Source organism: Vulgatibacter sp., from assembly GCF_041687135.1.
Taxonomy (GTDB): domain Bacteria; phylum Myxococcota; class Myxococcia; order Myxococcales; family Vulgatibacteraceae; genus JAWLCN01.
Window position 1 is genome coordinate 23,286 of record NZ_JAWLCN010000012.1, and the last position, 16,919, is coordinate 40,204.

The 16,919-nt window shown below is 71.3% G+C and carries 14 protein-coding genes; 8 read left to right on the forward strand and 6 right to left on the reverse strand.

Annotated features, from left to right (window positions below; genetic code table 11):
* Positions 1-50: 50 nt before the first annotated feature.
* From ACESMR_RS20710 to glnE, 3 genes are read right to left on the reverse strand one after another with little or no spacing between them, the layout of a single operon-like run.
* Entirely contained in the window at positions 51-1,472 is a 1,422-nt protein-coding gene (locus ACESMR_RS20710; RefSeq protein WP_373049028.1) for a patatin-like phospholipase family protein, read from the reverse strand.
* 57 nt (positions 1,473-1,529) lie between these two features.
* Entirely contained in the window at positions 1,530-2,348 is an 819-nt protein-coding gene (locus ACESMR_RS20715) for a hypothetical protein (protein WP_373049029.1), read from the reverse strand.
* A gap of 47 nt (positions 2,349-2,395) precedes the next feature.
* Entirely contained in the window at positions 2,396-5,425 is a 3,030-nt protein-coding gene (gene glnE, locus ACESMR_RS20720; protein ID WP_373049030.1) for a bifunctional [glutamate--ammonia ligase]-adenylyl-L-tyrosine phosphorylase/[glutamate--ammonia-ligase] adenylyltransferase, read from the reverse strand.
* A 451-nt stretch (positions 5,426-5,876) separates the two neighbouring features.
* Between glnE and ACESMR_RS20725 the strand changes: the two genes are divergently transcribed.
* The 3 genes from ACESMR_RS20725 to ACESMR_RS20735 all read left to right on the forward strand — a co-directional run bounded on the left by ACESMR_RS20725 (position 5,877) and on the right by ACESMR_RS20735 (position 8,927).
* Positions 5,877-6,872: a DUF4912 domain-containing protein gene (locus ACESMR_RS20725; RefSeq protein ID WP_373049031.1), complete on the forward strand. Its 996-nt coding sequence runs from the start codon at positions 5,877-5,879 to the stop codon at positions 6,870-6,872.
* Between the two features lie 3 nt (positions 6,873-6,875).
* A complete protein-coding gene (locus tag ACESMR_RS20730) occupies positions 6,876-8,468 on the forward strand; it encodes a glycoside hydrolase family 57 protein (RefSeq protein ID WP_373049032.1) in 1,593 nt (530 codons plus the stop codon).
* 75 nt (positions 8,469-8,543) lie between these two features.
* On the forward strand, positions 8,544-8,927 hold the full coding sequence (locus tag ACESMR_RS20735; RefSeq protein WP_373049033.1) for a hypothetical protein: 384 nt from the start codon (positions 8,544-8,546) through the stop codon (positions 8,925-8,927).
* Positions 8,928-8,935: 8 nt separating this feature from the next.
* On the opposite strand, the gene ACESMR_RS20740 is transcribed toward ACESMR_RS20735, so the two are convergent.
* Entirely contained in the window at positions 8,936-9,289 is a 354-nt protein-coding gene (locus ACESMR_RS20740; protein WP_373049034.1) for a peptide chain release factor-like protein, read from the reverse strand.
* A gap of 101 nt (positions 9,290-9,390) precedes the next feature.
* Between ACESMR_RS20740 and ACESMR_RS20745 the strand changes: the two genes are divergently transcribed.
* The 3 genes from ACESMR_RS20745 to ACESMR_RS20755 all read left to right on the forward strand — a co-directional run bounded on the left by ACESMR_RS20745 (position 9,391) and on the right by ACESMR_RS20755 (position 13,662).
* Positions 9,391-10,245, forward strand: coding sequence for a metallophosphoesterase family protein (locus ACESMR_RS20745; RefSeq protein WP_373049035.1), 855 nt, complete (start codon positions 9,391-9,393; stop codon positions 10,243-10,245).
* Positions 10,246-10,351: 106 nt separating this feature from the next.
* The gene (locus tag ACESMR_RS20750) at positions 10,352-11,458 is read left to right on the forward strand and encodes a glycosyltransferase family 4 protein (RefSeq protein ID WP_373049036.1); all 1,107 of its coding nucleotides are present in this window, start codon (positions 10,352-10,354) and stop codon (positions 11,456-11,458) included.
* Positions 11,455-13,662, forward strand: a complete 2,208-nt coding sequence (locus ACESMR_RS20755) for a glycogen debranching N-terminal domain-containing protein (protein ID WP_373049037.1) — start codon at positions 11,455-11,457, stop codon at positions 13,660-13,662. The genes ACESMR_RS20750 and ACESMR_RS20755 overlap by 4 nt, the downstream gene beginning before the upstream one ends.
* On the opposite strand, the gene ACESMR_RS20760 is transcribed toward ACESMR_RS20755, so the two are convergent.
* Entirely contained in the window at positions 13,663-13,950 is a 288-nt protein-coding gene (locus ACESMR_RS20760; protein WP_373049038.1) for a hypothetical protein, read from the reverse strand.
* Positions 13,951-14,141: 191 nt separating this feature from the next.
* Between ACESMR_RS20760 and ACESMR_RS20765 the strand changes: the two genes are divergently transcribed.
* Complete coding sequence (locus ACESMR_RS20765; RefSeq protein WP_373049039.1) at positions 14,142-15,068, forward strand: AAA family ATPase; 927 nt, start codon at positions 14,142-14,144, stop codon at positions 15,066-15,068.
* 85 nt (positions 15,069-15,153) lie between these two features.
* Here the strand turns inward: ACESMR_RS20765 and ACESMR_RS20770 are convergent, their stop codons facing one another.
* Positions 15,154-15,738: a hypothetical protein gene (locus ACESMR_RS20770; protein ID WP_373049040.1), complete on the reverse strand. Its 585-nt coding sequence runs from the start codon at positions 15,736-15,738 to the stop codon at positions 15,154-15,156.
* A gap of 148 nt (positions 15,739-15,886) precedes the next feature.
* On the opposite strand from ACESMR_RS20770, the gene ACESMR_RS20775 reads away from it, so the two are divergent.
* Positions 15,887-16,756 carry a hypothetical protein gene (locus ACESMR_RS20775; protein ID WP_373049041.1) on the forward strand — a complete coding sequence of 290 codons (870 nt, stop codon included), beginning with the start codon at positions 15,887-15,889 and terminating at the stop codon, positions 16,754-16,756.
* Positions 16,757-16,919: the final 163 nt, after the last annotated feature.

Consider the following 16,919-nt stretch of genomic DNA (forward strand, 5'->3'; position numbering starts at 1 on the left):
CCGCTTGTCACCAAGTAGAAGCAGCGTTTCTGCCCTGCACGGGCCGGTTCCTACGGGGCGGACAGCTGCGCTGCCGGGGGGAGCGGCTCGAGGAGCCTGGCCAGCAGCGGCATTTCGGCGGCGAGCTCCGAGCGCCCCCGCTTCACCGCCCGCATCACGTTCTCCACCGACGGCACCAGATCGATGGGCGAGAGGGTGCGGGTGAAGCGCCGGATTACGTGGGCGTAGCGGCCGCTGGAGCGGACGTTGCCGTCGGCGATCTGCTGCAGCGGCAGCCAGACCGGCGTGGAGAGGCGGGGAGCAAAGCCGTCCAGCGCGAGCACCAGGGCGTTGCGGGCCCCGAGCCTGCCGCTCTGCACGTAGCGCCACGCTGCCCGGGCGGGGACGTTGTCGGTGATCCCGCCGTCCACGAGGCGGAAGAGCTCCTTCTCGGTGAAGAGCCTGCCCAGCAGATCGTGCATCGGGTCCCTGGCCCGCAGCACGTCGTAGTGGATCGCGCCGGGGACGGCGGAGGAGAAACCGACCGTGTCGAGCAGGTCGAAATCCCGCGTCCAATCTTCGTAGCCGACGTGGATGCGCCGGAGGATCTGCGGCCGAGCGAGAAGCTCCGCCGTGGCGTGCGCCACCTGCTCGAGCTTGGTGCGGAGCAGCCAGGGCCGGAGCGCCAGGGTGCGGGGGTCGAGGAGCTGCTCGTAATAGGAGAGGGGCCTGGGGAGCATGCCCCGCCGGATGCCGGAGAGGGTGACCAGCATCGGGATCGGCAGGTCGCGGAAGGTCCAGGGGCTGCCGTCGTCGTGGCTGGCCCAGCGGCCCAGCGGCCCGCGCAGGTAGAGCCGGAGCGCGGCGGGCAGGCCATAGCGGCTCTCGGTGGCGAGGACGCGGAAGAGCTTGCTCCAGGAGAGCGAGCGCACCACCCCGAATATCTCGCCCGGGTCGTAGTGGAGGGTGCGGGCGCGGAAGAGGCCCAGAATCGCCCCCATCGACGTGGCGGCGATGAGGCGCGGGGTGATCCCCCACTCCTCGAGGAGGGCGAAGGCGCCGAGGTAGACGTAGCTCACGCCCCCGCCGCCGCCGAGGGCGAGGACGAGCTGCTTCTGCCGGACCTCGCGGTCGAGAACCTCGGGATCGAGCCTGCCCTCGTGCCGGCGCAGGAGCGATTCCCTGCAGCTGCGGCTGCGCTCCGCCAGCTGCGGGGCGAGCGCCGCCGCTCCGGCGAGATCGGGCGTGCGGCCCTCGAAGAGCGGGGCGAGGAGGCGCTCCACGTCGTAGCGGAAGGAGGCGATCTCCTCTTCCACCGGGAGATCGCCGCCGTCGGCCTGCAGCGTATGGAGCCGCGCCAGGCCGATGCTCCAGCGCAGCGCCGCCTCCGCCGGTGGCGGCAACGCGCCCGGGTGGGCCAGCGAGGCACGGACCAGATCGACTTCGAGGTCTTCGAGCGGCTTGAGCCGGCGGAATCGTTCGCGGAGGAGCACCTGCAGCGATTCGTACCGCGGACGCCGCGCCGCGTCGAGCGGCTCTTGACCACCTCGTCAGCGAAAGACGAAGCCGAAGCCTACCTGGAAGATCGGGGCCACGTCGTCGTGTGCGTCGGCCAGGTCGTCGTTGGTGAGGACCGTGGCGCCGCCCAGGATCTCGAAGAGGAAGCCGGTGCGCGAGGCGTATTGGTAGCCGAGCGAGAGCTCGGGGCCGAAATTCTTCTCGGCGTCGCCGCAGGTGGGCTCCTCGGGCCCCCGCAGATCGAGGTAGGGGTCGATCCGGTTGAGACCGAAGCCCGCCTCGGTCACGAAGCGGTGCTGCATGCCGAGGTAGAGCCTGCCGGTGCCGCCGAAGGTGGGGCAGGCCACGTCCTCGTTGGTGGCGAGGCCCAGCTGGCCGCCGATGCCGAGGCCCACGTAGCGATCGATCCGTTGCTGCCACTCGAGCCCGAAGGCGAGGCCGCGCTGCCAGCCGAAGTCGAGGGCCAGGCCGCTCTGGAAGCCGGTGTTCTGGAGCATCCGCCTGCCGACGGCGGGATCCGGCGGCGGTGGGGGCGGCGGCGGTACGTAGCGGGGGTAGCTGGGAGGTGGCCTCGGGGCCGGCGCTGCGCGGGGGGGCGGTGGCGCCCGCCGCGGTGGCGGCCGAGGCGCCGGCTCGCCGTTGTCCAGCTCGATCCGCTCTACCTGGCTGCGCGGGATCCGCACCTCGCTGCCGTCGGCGCGGCGGACCACCAGCGTCTGCCCCTCGAAGCGGGGATCGCCGTAGAGAACCTCGCCGCTCCGGGTGATGATCCGTTCCGCCGACGCCACCCCCGGCGCCGACACCAGGGCGCCGAGGAGCGCCGCCGCCATCGTCTTGTGCATGCACGTCACGGTAGCCCTCCGACCGCCGGCTTGGACGGCGGCACCGCCTCACTTCTTCACGCGATCCCGAGGATTCTCCGGAAAGCCTCCCGGACGCCGTGGGTGATTCGTTCGTAATCGGCGAGGAGGTCGTCACCGGAGCGGGCCCCCGCATAGCCCATCCGCCTCGCCAGGGTGAGGCGGTCGAAAGGGGTCCGGGGCAGGTGGCCGGTCTCGCGGTCGTGGACGATCTGCATGCGCAGCTCGAGGCGCCGCAGGAAGCGGTACGCGTCGGCGAGGATCGCCGCGTCCCCCTCGGCGAGGAGCCCCGCTGCTGCGAGGCGGCGCATCGCCTCCATGGTGTTGGGGGAGCAGAGCGCCGGGTCGGCGGCGCCGTGGACCAGCAGCAGGTATTGCACCGCGAACTCCAAGTCCACGAGGCCGCCGTAGCCGGTCTTGGGATTGCGGACGCCCTCCTTCTCCCCGGAGATCTCCGCCTCCATCCTCGCGCGCATCGCGGCGATTGCCCGGGCGGTCTCCTCCGGATCGAGATCGGCGCGGAAGAGCGTGGGCGAGAGCACCTCGCGCCACGCCCGCGCCGCCACCGCTGCGTCACCTGCGACCCAGCGGGCCCGCAGCAGCGCCTGCCGCTCCCAGAGCGCGCTCTCGCGGGCGTGGTAGGCGGCGAGTGCGGCGAGGGAGACCACCAGCGCTCCCTGGCTGCCGGAGGGGCGGAGGCGGGTGTCGATCTTGTAGAGGGTGCCTTCCCGCAGCGGCACCTGCAGGTGGGAGAGGAGCCGCTGCGCGAGCCGCGCGAACCACTCGGGGTTGGCGATCTGGCCGCGGGAGCCGCCCTCGCTCTCGCCCTCGGAGTGGGCGTAGAGGAAGATCAGGTCGAGGTCCGAGTGGTAGCCCAGCTCGGCGCCGCCGAGCTTGCCGAGGCCGAGCACCGCCATCCGCGAGCCGCCGCCGGGCTCGCCGTACCGCTCCACCAGCTCGCTGCGCGCCAGCGCCAGCGATTGGCGCAGGCAGGCGTCCGCCACGGCGGTGAGCTCCGCCATCACCCCTTCGAGATCGAGGGCGCCCGAGACGTCGTTCAGGCCGATCCGCAGCACCTCCTCGTTCTTGAAGCGGCGAAGGGCCGCGAGCCGTCCCTCGAGATCGTCCGCCTCCCTGCCCGCCATCCGCGCCGCCGCCTCGGTGTGGAGGAGCTCGGCTCCCTTCCGCGGCACGGCGAGATCCCGGCGGATCAGGCCGTCGAGGAGCTCGGGGTGGCGCACGAAATATTTCGAGAGGAAGTCGCTGGTGCCGAAGAGTTCGAGGAGGAGGCGCGCGGTGGCCGGGTTCCTGGCGAGGAGCTCGAACCACGGCCCGGGCCGCAGCAGCGCCGAGCCGAAGTTGGCGAGGTGGCGCATCGCCTGATCGGGGTTGGGGGTGCGGGTCGCCTCCGCCACCAGCTCCTCGGCCTGTCCCTCCAGCGCCACCGGCGGGTTCTCCGCGAAGGGCGTGTCCGGCCTGCGGGCGAGGCGTTCGAGCTCGGCCAGCGCCGAGGCGGGATCGAAGAAGCCGCGCTCCGCCAGCGCCTGGATCCGCTCGGCGTCGGGGCGGGCGGGATCGAGGGCACGCTGCAGCACCGGATCCTGCTCCCGCGGCGCCGCGCCGGAGACGCCGAGCAGATCGCCGAACATCTCGCCCACGTGCTCGCGGCGGGCGCGGAGCTCGGCGAGGAAGGTGGCGAGCGCTGCCTCCGGCGGGCCCTGGTAGCCGAGGCCGAGGGCGATGCGGCGCCGGTCGGCGTCGCCTGCCGGGAGCCTGTGGGTCTGCCGTTCGTCGAGGGTCTGGATCCGGTGCTCGGCGCGGCGGAGGAGGAGCCAGCCCGCCGCGAGCTCGTCGCGGTCGCGGGCGGAGAGGCGGCCGGCGAAGAGCAATTTGTCGAGGGCGGCGAGGGTGCCGCGCTCCCGCAGCCTCGCGTCCTTGCCGGCGTAGAGCAGGAGCAGCGCCACCGCGACGAACTCCGCCTCGCGGATCCCGCCGGGGCCGAGCTTGAGATCGTCCCAGCCCGCGGCGGTCTCCCGATCGATCCGGGCCTTCATCGCCCGGATCTCCTCCACCGCCTGCAGATCGAGGGTGCGCCGGTAGATGAAGGGCGCGAGGCTCTCGAGGAGCTCCTCGCCCAGCTCCACGTCGCCCGCCATCGCCCGGGCCTTGAGGAGCGCCGCCCGCTCCCAGGTGCGGCCCTTCGCCTCGTAGTACCGGTAGGCGCTGTCGGCGCTCTGGGCGATGGGGCCCGCCCGGCCCTCGGGGCGCAGATCGAGATCCACGCGGAAGACGAAGCCGTCCTCGGTGGCGGCGGAGAGCGCCTTGACCAGCCGCTCCGCCACCCGGGCGTAGAACTGCCGGTTGGGGATCCTGCCTCCGGGACCGCCGGCGGTCTCGCCCTCGGCGCGGTAGAGGAGGATGAGGTCGATGTCCGAGGAGAAGTTGAGCTCCCCGGCGCCGAGCTTGCCCATGCCCAGCACCGAGAGTCCGAGACCGGGCAGCCCGGCGGCGCCGGCGGGCTCGCCGTGGCGGGCTGCGCTCTCCGCCGCGATCCGCTCCAGCGCCACCTCGACGCAGACCTCGGCGAGCAGCGAGAGCTCCGCCGCCACGTCGGGCAGCGGGCCGCTACCGCCGAGGTCGCGGGCGGCGAGCCGGAGGAACTCGCGGTATTTGAAGCGCCGCAGCGCCCGGAGCAGGCCCGCTTCGTCGTCCTTCGGCACCCTGCCGACGCGGCGGCGCAGCTCCCGGAGGAGGCGCTCGCGGGGCTTGGCCACCTCGTAGAAGGGGGTGGCGGCGAGGTGCATGGCGAGGCGCGGCCGCGCGCAGAGCTCCCGGACGAGGAAGCGGCTCCCGGCGAGGACCGGCACGAGCCTGCCGAGGAGCACCGGATCGAGGCGGGGCGGGGTTTGGTAGCGGGCGATCCAGGCCTCGACCCAGCGGGCGAGGGCGCCCGCGGTCGCCGCGGGATCGGCGGTCTCCGCACAGGCGCCGGTTGCGGCGTCGAGGGCGCCTGCGGGGATGCCCGCCTGCTGGAGGAGGAGGAGGTTGCGTGGGTCTGGGGAGGTCAAGGCCGGCGGAGCCTACGCTCTCTCCCGTGCGCAGGAAAGTGCCGGTACGAGGGGCGGCAGCGCTGCGCCCCAGCTGCACGGCAGCAGCGCGGCTGCCCGCTTGCGGTCGTCTTCGCGGCGGATCGACGACATCTTTTTTGGGCGGACAAACTACGGAAATCAGGCCGTTTGGGTTGCGTTTCCCCCGCGGGATGGGAAGAACTGAACGGTCCCCGACGACGCTCCCGGATGGCGCGTTGAAAGGCCGCATCCGGTTGCCCTATACCCCGCTGGTGCATACCTACACGCCGCCCTTCGATGCCCCGGGTGCAGGTTGGGAGAGGGCAGCCAAGTGAAGGAATTTCCGTACGATTGGGCGGACGTCGCCCGACGCGTGCCAGGACTGGGCCGGTGGCTCGAGCGCCTGCAGCAGCTCCGCGCGCGGTACGCCCATCTAGCAGCGAGGCCCGTGGTGGCAGAGCTCAAGGACCTGAAGAACATGACCCTGCGGGCTCTCCGCGAGCTCGCGCGCAGCGTTGTGGGGCCGGGTCACCCGAACCTCGAGACCCGCTCCGAGCTGATCGAGGCAATCACCGCGGCGATGGGACGGAAGCGCCCCGCTGCAGCACCTGGAGCCGAGGAGAGGCCCGCCGCCGACGCCGGCGACGAGCACGCGTGGGAGCAGGGGCCTGGAAGCCCTGGGAGCGCCCGCGAGCCACGCCCCGAAGGCTTTTTCGTCTCCCGCGTCCGCGGCGAGAAGGCGGCCCACGACGCGCCGCACGCCCTCACCGAGGATCGCCTCGCCGAGCCGGGGGCCCTCGACGAGGAGCTCGAGGCAGAGGCCGCTGCGGAGGAGGCGCTCGCGGAGGCGCCCGCAGCGCCGGCCTACGACGAGGGGCTGGGCGAGCTGCCCTGGTCCTATGGCGACGATGCGCTGATCGTGCTGCCCCGGGATCCCTACACGCTCTGGGTCTACTGGGACTACGCCCACCACACGGTGCAGGAAGCGATGCGCGGCCTGGAGAATCCGCACGCGCGGATGCGGGTCTTCGAGCAGGGGCGTCTCGTGCGCGAGCTCGACTTCGCGCTCGAATCCCGATCCTTCTACATCAACGAGCTGGCGCCGGGCCGGCACTACCGGGTGGAGCTCTTCTTCTACGGCACCAACGGCGGGCAGAACCGGATCGGCAAGCCGTCCAACACCATCGGCCTTCCGCCGCGGGGGCCGTCACCGGTCCTCGACGATCGCTTCGTGATGCTGTCGTGGGGCATGCCGCTCTCCCGCCGCCACGATCTCTTCAGCAGGGCACAGGCGGAGGCGGGCTTCTCCGGCGAGGAGCGCGACGCGCTCCATTCCGCCAGCGCGGGAAGGCCCCTCGGCGCCTCGGAAAATCTGCCGCCCGGCGTTCCCGGCGGCGGCAGCTCGAGCGCTCGCCCCTGGTCCGGCACCCGTTACGAGGGAGCGTAGACGATGCAGGGTTACCTCATCCTCCAGTTGCACGCACACCTGCCGTTCGTCCGCCATCCCGAGCACGAGCATTTCCTCGAGGAGGATTGGCTCTACGAGGCGATCACCGAGACGTACATCCCGCTCATCTCCCGCTTCGAGAAGCTGGCGGAGGAGGGGATCCCGTTTCGCGTGACGATGACGATGACGCCGCCGCTCGTGCAGATGCTCCGCGACGAGCTGCTCCAGAACCGCTACAGCCGGCACATCGACAAGCTCTGCGAGCTCGCCGACAAGGAAGTGCACCGGACGCGCAGCGGCGATCCCCGGATCCACAAGTCGGCGCAGTTCTACCAGCACCACTTCAACCACACCCGCTGGCTGTGGCACGAGCGCTACCGCAAGGACATCGTCGGCGCGATGCGCCGGCTCCAGGACCAGGGCTGCCTCGAGATCATCACCTGCGGCGCGACCCACGGCTTCCTGCCGCTCATGCAGATCCACCCCGAGGCGGTGCGGGCGCAGATCACCGTGGCGGCGGTCCACTACCGGCACCACTTCGGCCGGGATCCGGTGGGCATCTGGCTGCCGGAGTGCGGCTACTACCCCGGCGTCGAGCGCTTCCTCGCCGCCGAGGGGATCCGCTACTTCTTCGTCGACACCCACGGCATCCTCGATGCCACCCCCCGTCCGCGCTACGGCGTCTACGCGCCGCTCTACACCTCTGCAGGCGTCGCCGCCTTCGGCCGCGATCCCGAGTCGAGCGAGCAGGTCTGGAGCGCAGAGACCGGTTACCCCGGGCACCCCGACTACCGGGAGTTCTACCGGGACGTGGGCTACGACCTCGACTACGACTACATCCGTCCCTACATCCAGGCCACCGGCGAGCGGAAGAACACCGGCATCAAATACCACCGCATCACCGGCAAGAATCCGCACAAGGATTTCTACGACTGGGAGGCGGCGTTCGCCCGGGCCGACGAGCACGCGTCGAACTTCATGTTCAACAGGACCAAGCAGATCGAGCATCTCGCCGGCGTGATGGGCGACGAGCGCAAGCCCGTGGTCCTCGCCCCCTACGACGCGGAGCTCTACGGCCACTGGTGGTTCGAGGGGCCGGTCTTCCTGGAGATGTTCATCCGCAAGGCCGTGCACGATCAGAAGACGTTCAAGCTGGCCGCGGCCTCCGACTATCTCCGCGAGAACCCGGGGCAGCAGGTGGCGACGCCGCCGCTCTGCTCCTGGGGTGCCGGCGGCTATGCCGGGGTCTGGCTCGACGGCTCCAACGACTGGATCTACCGCCACCTCCACAAGGCGGCGGAGCGGATGATCTCGCTGGCGCGCGATTACAACGAGCCCACCGACCTGGAGCGCAGGGCGCTCAACCAGTCGGCCCGGGAGCTCCTGCTCGCGCAGTCCTCCGACTGGGCCTTCATCATGAAGACCGGCACCATGGTCGAGTACGCGGTGCGCCGGACCAAGGAGCACGTGCTCCGCTTCAACCGCCTCCACGACCAGATCCGCTCCGGGATGATCGACGAGGGCTGGCTCGCGTGGACCGAGTCGCGGGACAACATCTTCCCCGAGATCGACTACCGCGTGTACCGGCCGCTCTGATCGGCCTGCGGAGCGAGCAGGCGGTGGCTACCTTCTCCCGCAGGGGCGGCGGCGTCGCCCCGCGGAGGGAAAGCGGTGAAGCAGTCGTGGTGGATGCCGGCGCTGCTGCTCGTGCTCCAGGGCGCGTCGGGGTGTGGGGCGGAGGACGAAGGGGCCGCAGACGTGGCGCCGCGCTTCGAGCGCTCCTGCTCGACCGGCGAGGAATGCCCCGGCCGCAAATGCGTGCAGGTCGGGGAGAACCAGCAGGGCATCGCCGGGATCTGCTCCAAGGCCTGCAGCTCCGACGCGGATTGCGGTGCCGACGCCGCCTGTTTCCTTCTCGGCGGCGCCGGTGCCTCGTGCCTCTCCCTCTGCTCCGATACGGAACCTTGCGAGGGTGGCCTCGCCTGCGTCGTGGTCGGCACGGGTGGGGAGAGGGCCTGCTTCGTGGAGCCGGTCGCGGGCATGTCGCTGCCCTGACCCCAACCTCAGTCGTCCCGCACGGAGCCGCGCATCCGCTTGACCGAGCCGCGTTTCACCTTGCCCTCGATCCGGCGCCGCTGCGAGCCGAGGGTGGGCCGGGTGGGGCGCCGCTTCTTCGGGACGTAGTTCAGCTGTTCGAGTCGCGCGGCGAGTCGCTCCCAGGCCCTCTCGAGGTTCCGGATCCGGCTCCGCTCCTCGGAGGCGGTGACCACCGCGCCCGAGGGCTCGTGGCGCAGCCGCACCGCGTTGTCCGTCTTGTTCTTCTTCTGTCCGCCCGGGCCGCCGGAGTTGTAGAACTCGACCTGGCTGTCCCGCTCCATGGCCTCGCGGCTCGTGTCGTAGCGCATCGCACGCAACATCGTCGCTCGGCAGTCCCACTGCAAACGCGAATGTCGCGCGGCCCCGTCCGTGGGGGCGAGGACGCTTGGGGGAGGCCGGGGCCTGCGGTAGCATTCGCCCCGTGCTCCTGGCCCACCTGACCGACATCCACGTCGCCGACGAGCGCGACTACGCCGACGGCTGGAAGGCGAAGGTGCGCAAGCACTCCGAGCAGCTGCTCGATCGCCTCCTCGCCGATCTGGCCTCGTTCCGGCCGGATCACGTGGTCCTCACCGGCGACATCACCCAGACCGCCCGCCGTGACGAATTCGAGCGGGCGCGGGCCTACATCGACGCGCACCTGCCGGGGATCCGCGTGACCGCGCTGCCGGGCAACCACGACCGGTGGAGCGAGGCGGCGGTGGTGGGGCGCTTCTTCGAGCGGACCTTCGGCGACTTCAGCCTCTGCGACCTGGGCGGCGAGGGCTTCCCCTTCTGCCATCTGCTGGGGCGGGACGTGGCGCTGGTGGCGCTCGATTCCTCCCCCTTCGTGCCCGGTGCCAACCCCGCGGACGTGAAGGGCTACGTGGCCCCGGCGCAGCTCGAGCGGCTGCGGCAGCTGGCTGCGGACGAGCGACTCCGCTCCCGGATGCTGGTGGTCCTGATCCACCACCACCTGCGCCTCTCGAAGGAGGACGAGCAGGCCGTCGATCCCAAGGATCCGACGCCGCTGGAGAACGCACCGGACGTCCTCGCCGCGCTGCAGCAGGCGAACGTCGGCCTCGTGCTCCACGGCCACCGGCACAAGGAGATGCGCCTCGACCTGATCCTCGGCGACAGGCCCGTGCCGGTGCTCTGTCCGGGCAGCGCCACCCGCGTGGACCAGCGCCCGGATCGCACCGGCCGCTACGGCCTCTACCGGATCGAGGCGGGCCGCCTGGCAGGGGCGCGCACCCGTGCGTGGGACGCGAGCGCCGGCCGCTTCGACTGGGCCTGATTCGCCGTTCCGCTGCAGCACGATTCCCGACCGCCCCGCAGCCCGGCCGAGGCTCGCCTTCGACCCACTGCGTCGCCACCCTTCGCGGAAGGCGCAGGAGGTGGGTGTGGACCGGTCCATTCGGCAGGGCGCGTCGCCGCGGCTTCGGGTCGCGGTGGTCTCGACGCCCTTCGTTGCGGTCCCGCCCGTACGCTACGGGGGAACCGAGCTGGTGGTCGCAGAGCTGGTCCGGCGCCTCGAACTCCGTGGCCACGAGGTGGTGCTCTTCGCCACCGGCGACTCGCAGGTCGATTGCACCTGCCGCTCGCTCTTCGCCACGCCGGTCTGGCCGCCGGAGCCACTCGCCGAGCTGGCGCATGCGTCGTGGGCGGCGGACGCGATTCGACGCAGCGCCCGACCATTCGACGTCGTCCACGCCCACGTCGCCACCTTTCTGCCCTTCGCCCGGACGCTGGACGACGTGCCGGTGGTCTACACGATGCACCACGACCGGGACGAGCGGCTCAGCCGCTTCTACGCGGCCCTCCCGCCCGGCGTGCAGTACGTGGCCATCTCCGCCATGCAGGCGGCCCTGCACCCCGAGCTTCCGCGGCGGGTGGTGGTCCACCACGGTCTCGATCCGGCGCTCTATCCCTTCGGCCCGGAAGGGCAGGGCTACCTCGCCTTCCTCGGCAGATTCGCCGAGGTGAAGGGACCCCACACGGCAATCGAAGTCGCCGGCCGGCTCGGCAGGGAGCTGCGCATGGGCGGCAGGCCGCACCCCGACGACGCCGGCTTCCAGGACCGGGTGCTCCGCCAGCTGCTGGATCAGGATCACGTGCGCCCCCTCGGGGAGCTCGGCCACGGTGGGAAGATCCGGCTCCTCGGCGGCGCCGACGCGCTGCTCTTTCCCATCGCGTGGGAGGAGCCCTTCGGGCTGGTGATGATCGAGGCGATGCTCTGCGGCTGCCCGGTGGTGGCGTTCCGCGGCGGCGCCGTCGAGGAGGTGGTGGAGCCGGGCCTCACCGGCTTCGTCGCCAGGGACGGCGACGACATGGTGCGGCTGGTGCGCGACGAGGTGCCGCGGCTCGATCGGCGCCGGGTCCGCGCCCGTGCCATCGAGCGCTTCTCCAGCCGGCGCATGGCCGATGCCTACGTCGACGTCTACCGCGAGGCGATCGCGGCGCGCGGGGCACAGGCGGCGTTCCCCTGGAAGGAGGTTCCGTGCCCATGAGACAGCGCGCTGCACGGCGGCCGGGCGAGCCGATCTCCGGCGCCGAGCTCTTCGGCTACGACGACCCCTCGCTCGCCGGCGAATCGACGGCGGTCGAGAAGCTCACGCTGAAGAGCGGCGACCATTTCGCGGTGACCAACCGCCGGGGCGACATCGCGCCGGCAGGTGCCCGCGACATGGGCTTCTTCCGCGAGGACACCCGCTTTCTCTCCTACCTGGAGCTCTCGGTCTCCGGCGGCCCGCCGGTGGTGCTCTCCACGCAGACATCTACGGACTACGTCACCCAGATCGACATGACCGTCACCACCCGTGCGTTCGGCGGCATCTTCCTCGGCGATCCGGTCAACTTCCTCCACCTGCGCCGCGAGCAGCTGGTCCACGAGCAATTCGTCGATCGCTACACCCTCACCAACTTCGTCACCCATCCCATCGACTTCTGGCTCGAGCTCGCCTGGGCCGCGGATTTCGCCGACGTCTTCGAGATCCGCGGCATGCGGCGCGAGGCGCGGGGGCAATATCGCGTCCCGGAGATCCAGGGCGACGCGGTGATCGCCCGCTACCTCGGCCGCGACGGCAGGCGCTACCGGAGCGAGATCACGCTCCGCGGCGGGCCCTCGGAGATCGAGGCGCAGCGGGCGCGCTTCGATCTCCACCTCGAGCCGAACGCCTCCGCGGTGGTCGAGCTCCGCGTCGCCGCGCGCTTCGACGACGAGCCGTCGGTGGAGCACCTTCCCTACGAGGTGCAGGCCGAGTCGGCCCGCGGCGTCTACCGCACGTGGCGACACGCATGCACCTCGATCGAGACCGGCGACGCCTATTTCGACGCGGGGCTCGCGCAGTCGATCGCCGATCTGCGGGCGCTGCAATCCGAGCGCGGGGGCGAGCCGGTGATCGCTGCGGGCATCCCCTGGTACACCTGCCCCTTCGGCCGGGACACGCTCCTCACCGCCTACGAGGCGATGCCGGTGGCGCCGCAGCTCGCCCGCGACGCGCTGGTCTACCTGGCGGCGCACCAGGGCACGAAAATCGATCCCGAGCGGGACGAGGAGCCCGGCAAGATCCTCCACGAGGTTAGGACCGGGGAGATGGCGCGCGCCGGCGAGATCCCCCACACGCCCTATTACGGCACGGTGGACGCCACGCCGCTGTGGCTGATCCTGCTCTCCGAGTACTTCCTCTGGACCGACGACCGCAGCGCCGTGAGCGAGCTCCTACCCGCAGCTGCACGGGCGCTGCAGTGGATCGACGAGTGGGGCGATCCCGACGGCGACGGCTTCGTCGAGTACGAGAAGAAGGGCGCCCGGGGCCTCGACAACCAGGGGTGGAAGGACTCCCGCGACGGCGTGATCTTCGCCGACGGCACCGTCGCCAGGGGGCCGATCGCGCTGGTGGAGGTGCAGGGCTACGTCTTCGATGCCAAGCGCCGGATGGCGCAGCTCTACCGCCGCTTCGGGATTCCGGAGGAGGCCACCCGCCTCGCAGCGGAGGCGCAGGCGATGGCGCAGCGGATCGACGAGCGCTTCTGGATGGAGGAGAAGGGCACGTACGCCGAGGCCCTGGACGGCGAGAAGCGCCAGGTCGACGCCATCACCTCCAACCCCGGCCACCTGCTCTGGTGCAGGGCGGCGGTGCCGGAGCGCGCCCGCCGCGTGGGCGAGGTGCTCCTCGGCAGGGGGATGTTCAGCGGCTGGGGGATCCGGACCCTCGCCAGCGGGCAGCTCGCCTACAACCCGCTCAGCTACCACAACGGAACGGTCTGGCCCCACGACAACGCCCTCTGCGCCATGGGCCTCGCCAACTACGGGATGAACGGCCTCGCGGTGGAGGTGCTCGAGGGGCTCTACCTCGCCAGCCGGCACTTCCGGCACCACCGCCTGCCCGAGCTCTTCTGCGGCCTCGGCCGCAGGCAGGGCGACTTCCCCGTGCACTACCCGGTGGCCTGCTCGCCGCAGGCCTGGTCCTCCGCCGCCTTCTTCCTGCTCCTGCGCGCCTGCCTCGGCCTGCAGCCCGACGCGCCCAGGCGCACACTCCAAATCCAGAACCCGCGGCTGCCGCATTGGCTGGAGGACGTGCACGTCCGCGGCATGCAGATCGGACCGGGCAGGGTGAGCCTGCACTTCACCCGCACCGGTGAGGGCACCTTCGCTGCGGTGAGCGCGATGGAGGGGGAGCCGCTGCGGGTCCGGATCGACCTGGCGATCTGATCAGGCGGCGATGCTGCCGGGATGCTGCCGCGCGGCGGGTACTTCGTGGGAGTGGGTCCGGAGCTCCCGCCACGCCCGGAAGGTGGCGTGGCGCAGGGTGCCGATGGAGATCTCGCCGCCGGAGGCGCTCTCCGTTCGGGCCGCCTTCACGCCGCGCCACAGGGCGAGCGCGAGGAGGATGAGCGATCCGCCCGGCAGCACCAGGACCAGCAGAAGGAGAAGCCCCTTCAGCGCGAGATTCCAGCGGGATGTCCCCCCGGCTGCCGGGGCGGGTACCAGAGCGTCCATGCTCGATAGCACTTGCATTCCCTGTGCCCGCATGCTTGGCGATTTCGAGATGAGGAAATCCAGGGACTTGCGGGCGCATGGGGGGCGTTCTTCGGTGAACTCCCATGGCATTCTTGCCATAGCGTCCCCGCCGAACCACGGAAGCGCGGCTGCGTTGACGCGGCATCTGCGGGGTGGTTGATTCGCGCCCCATGTCCAGCCCGACCACCTTCGAGAGCATCGCCGACGTCGAATCCCGCCTGGGGCAGGCCGGCTACCTGCCGTCCCGGGAGATCGCCACCACCGCCTTCCTCGCCGAGCGCCTCGAGAAGCCGGTGCTCGTGGAGGGACCTGCCGGCGTGGGCAAGACCGAGCTGGCGCTGGCCCTGGCGCAGGCCACCGGCCGCGAGCTGATCCGGCTGCAGTGCTACGAGGGGCTGGACGAGAGCAAGGCGCTCTACGAGTGGGAGTACGCCAAGCAGCTCCTCTATACCCAGCTGCTCAAGGACAAGATCGGCGAGACCCTGGCGGGCACCCGGACCATGGCCGAGGCGGTGGATCGGATTGGGACCAGCGAGAGCGTCTTCTTCTCGGAGCGCTTTCTCCTCCCCCGGCCGATCCTCCGGGCGATCACCTCCGAGAAGCCGGCGCTCCTGCTCGTCGACGAGATCGACAAGGCGGACCCGGAGTTCGAGGCCTTCCTCCTCGAGGTCCTTGCCGACTTCGCGGTCACCGTCCCGGAGATCGGCACCTTCCGGGCGACGAACCGGCCCCGGGTGATCCTCACCTCCAACGCGGCCCGGGAGCTCTCCGACGCCCTCAAGCGCCGTTGCCTCCACCTCTACGTCGACTTTCCCGACGCCGCCCGGGAGGTGGCGATCGTGCGGAGCCGGATCCCCGGGATCCAGAGCGCCCTGGCCCAGCACGTGGTCGAGGTGGTCCAGAAGATCCGCAAGCTCGATCTCAAGAAGGCGCCGTCGATCGCCGAGACCCTCGACTGGGCCCGCTCGCTGGCGCTGCTCAACGCCGAGAGCATCTCGCCGCAGCTCCTCACCGAGACGCTGAACGTGCTCCTCAAATACGAGGGCGACGTCCAGCGGGCGCGGGAGCAGGCCCGGGAGCTGGTGCAGCAGGGCTGATCCGCTGCAGCGGCAGCAGGAACGGAAAACGGGCGGTCGGGTTCGAACCCGGACCGCCCGTTCTCGTCTCCGCGCGAAGCAGCGATTACTCCGCCGCGTCGGCCTTCGCCTCGGCGGGCGCCTCGTCGAAGTAGCCCTTCATGCCGATCTCGATCGAGGTCTTGTCGAAGCCGCCACCACCGCCGCGGCGATCCACCACGTACCACTTGCCCTTGAACTTGCCGGCCAGGTAGCTGGCGGCGTCGCCCTCGGAGAAGCCGTCCTCCTCGACGCGGTAGCTGTTCTCGGTGGTGTTGACGACGACGGTGCCCATCGCCGCCTGCTCGACGGCCTCCACCTTGTAGTCGTGGAGGATGTAGGTGTCCTTGGCCCAGTACCAGGGCGCCATCGGATGGCGATCCTCGCCGACCATCTTCTTGACGCTGGCGATCTTCTCCTGGGTCTTCGGGTGCTGCAGCTTCTTCAGCTCGCTCCACTTCTGCTGCTTCCAGAGGTCGAGATAGGTGCCGATGATCTTGCAGCCCTCGGCCTTGTCGCCCTGCAGCTCCTTGCACTGCTCGGCGACGCGGTTGGGGGTCGGCTTGCCGGGGCCGCGCTTCTTGGCGGCGAGCGCCGGGGCGGCGCCCACGGTCAGCCCGAAGATGAGGGCGAGGGTAACGGGAGTGCGCATGTGGGGTACCTCGGGGGAAAGTCCCCGGATCTTAGCCCGATAGCGGCCGAGCGCAACCCTCGGCTCCCGAATGCGACGGTCCCTTCGCCGTTGCGGCAGCCGTTTGCGGCCGGTAGGTTGCGCGGCTTCCCCGCGAGCGGAGTCGCACATGGCAGCCAGAAGCATTCGGATCTCGATGGGAGTTGCGGCGATCCTCGCGCCGGTGGCGCTCGGCGCCTGCAGCGGCGACGAGGACGGTGGCAACGGGACGGTGGGCCGGGCGATCGATCCGGGGGCGTTCCTCGCGCAGTGGCGGGCGGAGGTCTGCAGGGCCGCGACGCTCTGCGCCGGGACGGACGAGCCGGCGCTGGCGGGCTGCGGCTTCGCCGTGGGCCTCGGCGACAGGGCGGGCTGCGATCGCTATCTCTCCGACCGTGCGTCGGGTCTCGCCGCTGCCTTCGCCGCGGGCGAGGTCTGCTACTACGGGCCGGCGCGGGACTTCCGGGGAACGACGCCGACCAGCCTCTGCCTCGATCAGCTCCGGGCGATCCAGGCGCCGGGCGATGCCGCCTGCGTGAGCGGCGACGCAGCCACCTCCGCCTGCGAGGGCACCTCCGCCGGCGGCGCCGGCGTGCAGCAGGTGGCGGATCTCGGCAACGTGCTGGCGCTTCCGGTGGCCTGCCGCTGCGCCTTCGTGCCTGCAGGGCAGGAGCTGCCGCAGGCCTGTGCGGAGATCCTCGCGGGAACCGATCTGGCGGCGCGGACGGAGCAGGTCGGCGGCGGCACCATTTGCGGCGAGACGAGCTGCACCAACGGTCTGGACGACGACGGCAACGGCGCCGTCGACTGCGACGACCGCACCTGCGCCGGGAGCGCGATCTGCGCGGCGCCAGGGCAGGGCGGCGCTGGAGGCGCAGGCGGTGCCGGTGGAGCAGGCGGTGCCGGTGGAGCAGGCGGTGCCGGTGGGGCAGGCGGTGCCGGGGGCGCTGCTGGTGCTGGCGGCGCAGCAGGCGCCGGTGGTGCCGGCGGGGCAGGCTGAGCCACCCGGAGCGAACCCGATGCCGCTCGCGCGCCGTGCGCCTGGTGCAGCGATCGGGCACTGCGCTCTGTGGGGTGGTGTGATCGCGCGGGGATAGCGGGTAGGCAAGCCGCCCCACGAAAGGACACAAATTCTCCCAACTCGATTTCCGGTCCGCCCGCCG

Bases quoted from the DNA above. Each gene is read 5' to 3' on its own strand.
- ACESMR_RS20765 (WP_373049039.1), top strand. From the start codon at position 14,142: ATGTCCAGCCCGACCACCTTCGAGAGCATCGCCGACGTCGAATCCCGC.
- ACESMR_RS20730 (WP_373049032.1), top strand. From the start codon at position 6,876: ATGCAGGGTTACCTCATCCTCCAGTTGCACGCACACCTGCCGTTCGTC.
- ACESMR_RS20755 (WP_373049037.1), top strand. From the start codon at position 11,455: ATGAGACAGCGCGCTGCACGGCGGCCGGGCGAGCCGATCTCCGGCGCC.
- ACESMR_RS20740 (WP_373049034.1), bottom strand. From the start codon at position 9,289: ATGTTGCGTGCGATGCGCTACGACACGAGCCGCGAGGCCATGGAGCGG.
- ACESMR_RS20770 (WP_373049040.1), bottom strand. From the start codon at position 15,738: ATGCGCACTCCCGTTACCCTCGCCCTCATCTTCGGGCTGACCGTGGGC.
- ACESMR_RS20775 (WP_373049041.1), top strand. From the start codon at position 15,887: ATGGCAGCCAGAAGCATTCGGATCTCGATGGGAGTTGCGGCGATCCTC.
- ACESMR_RS20760 (WP_373049038.1), bottom strand. From the start codon at position 13,950: ATGGACGCTCTGGTACCCGCCCCGGCAGCCGGGGGGACATCCCGCTGG.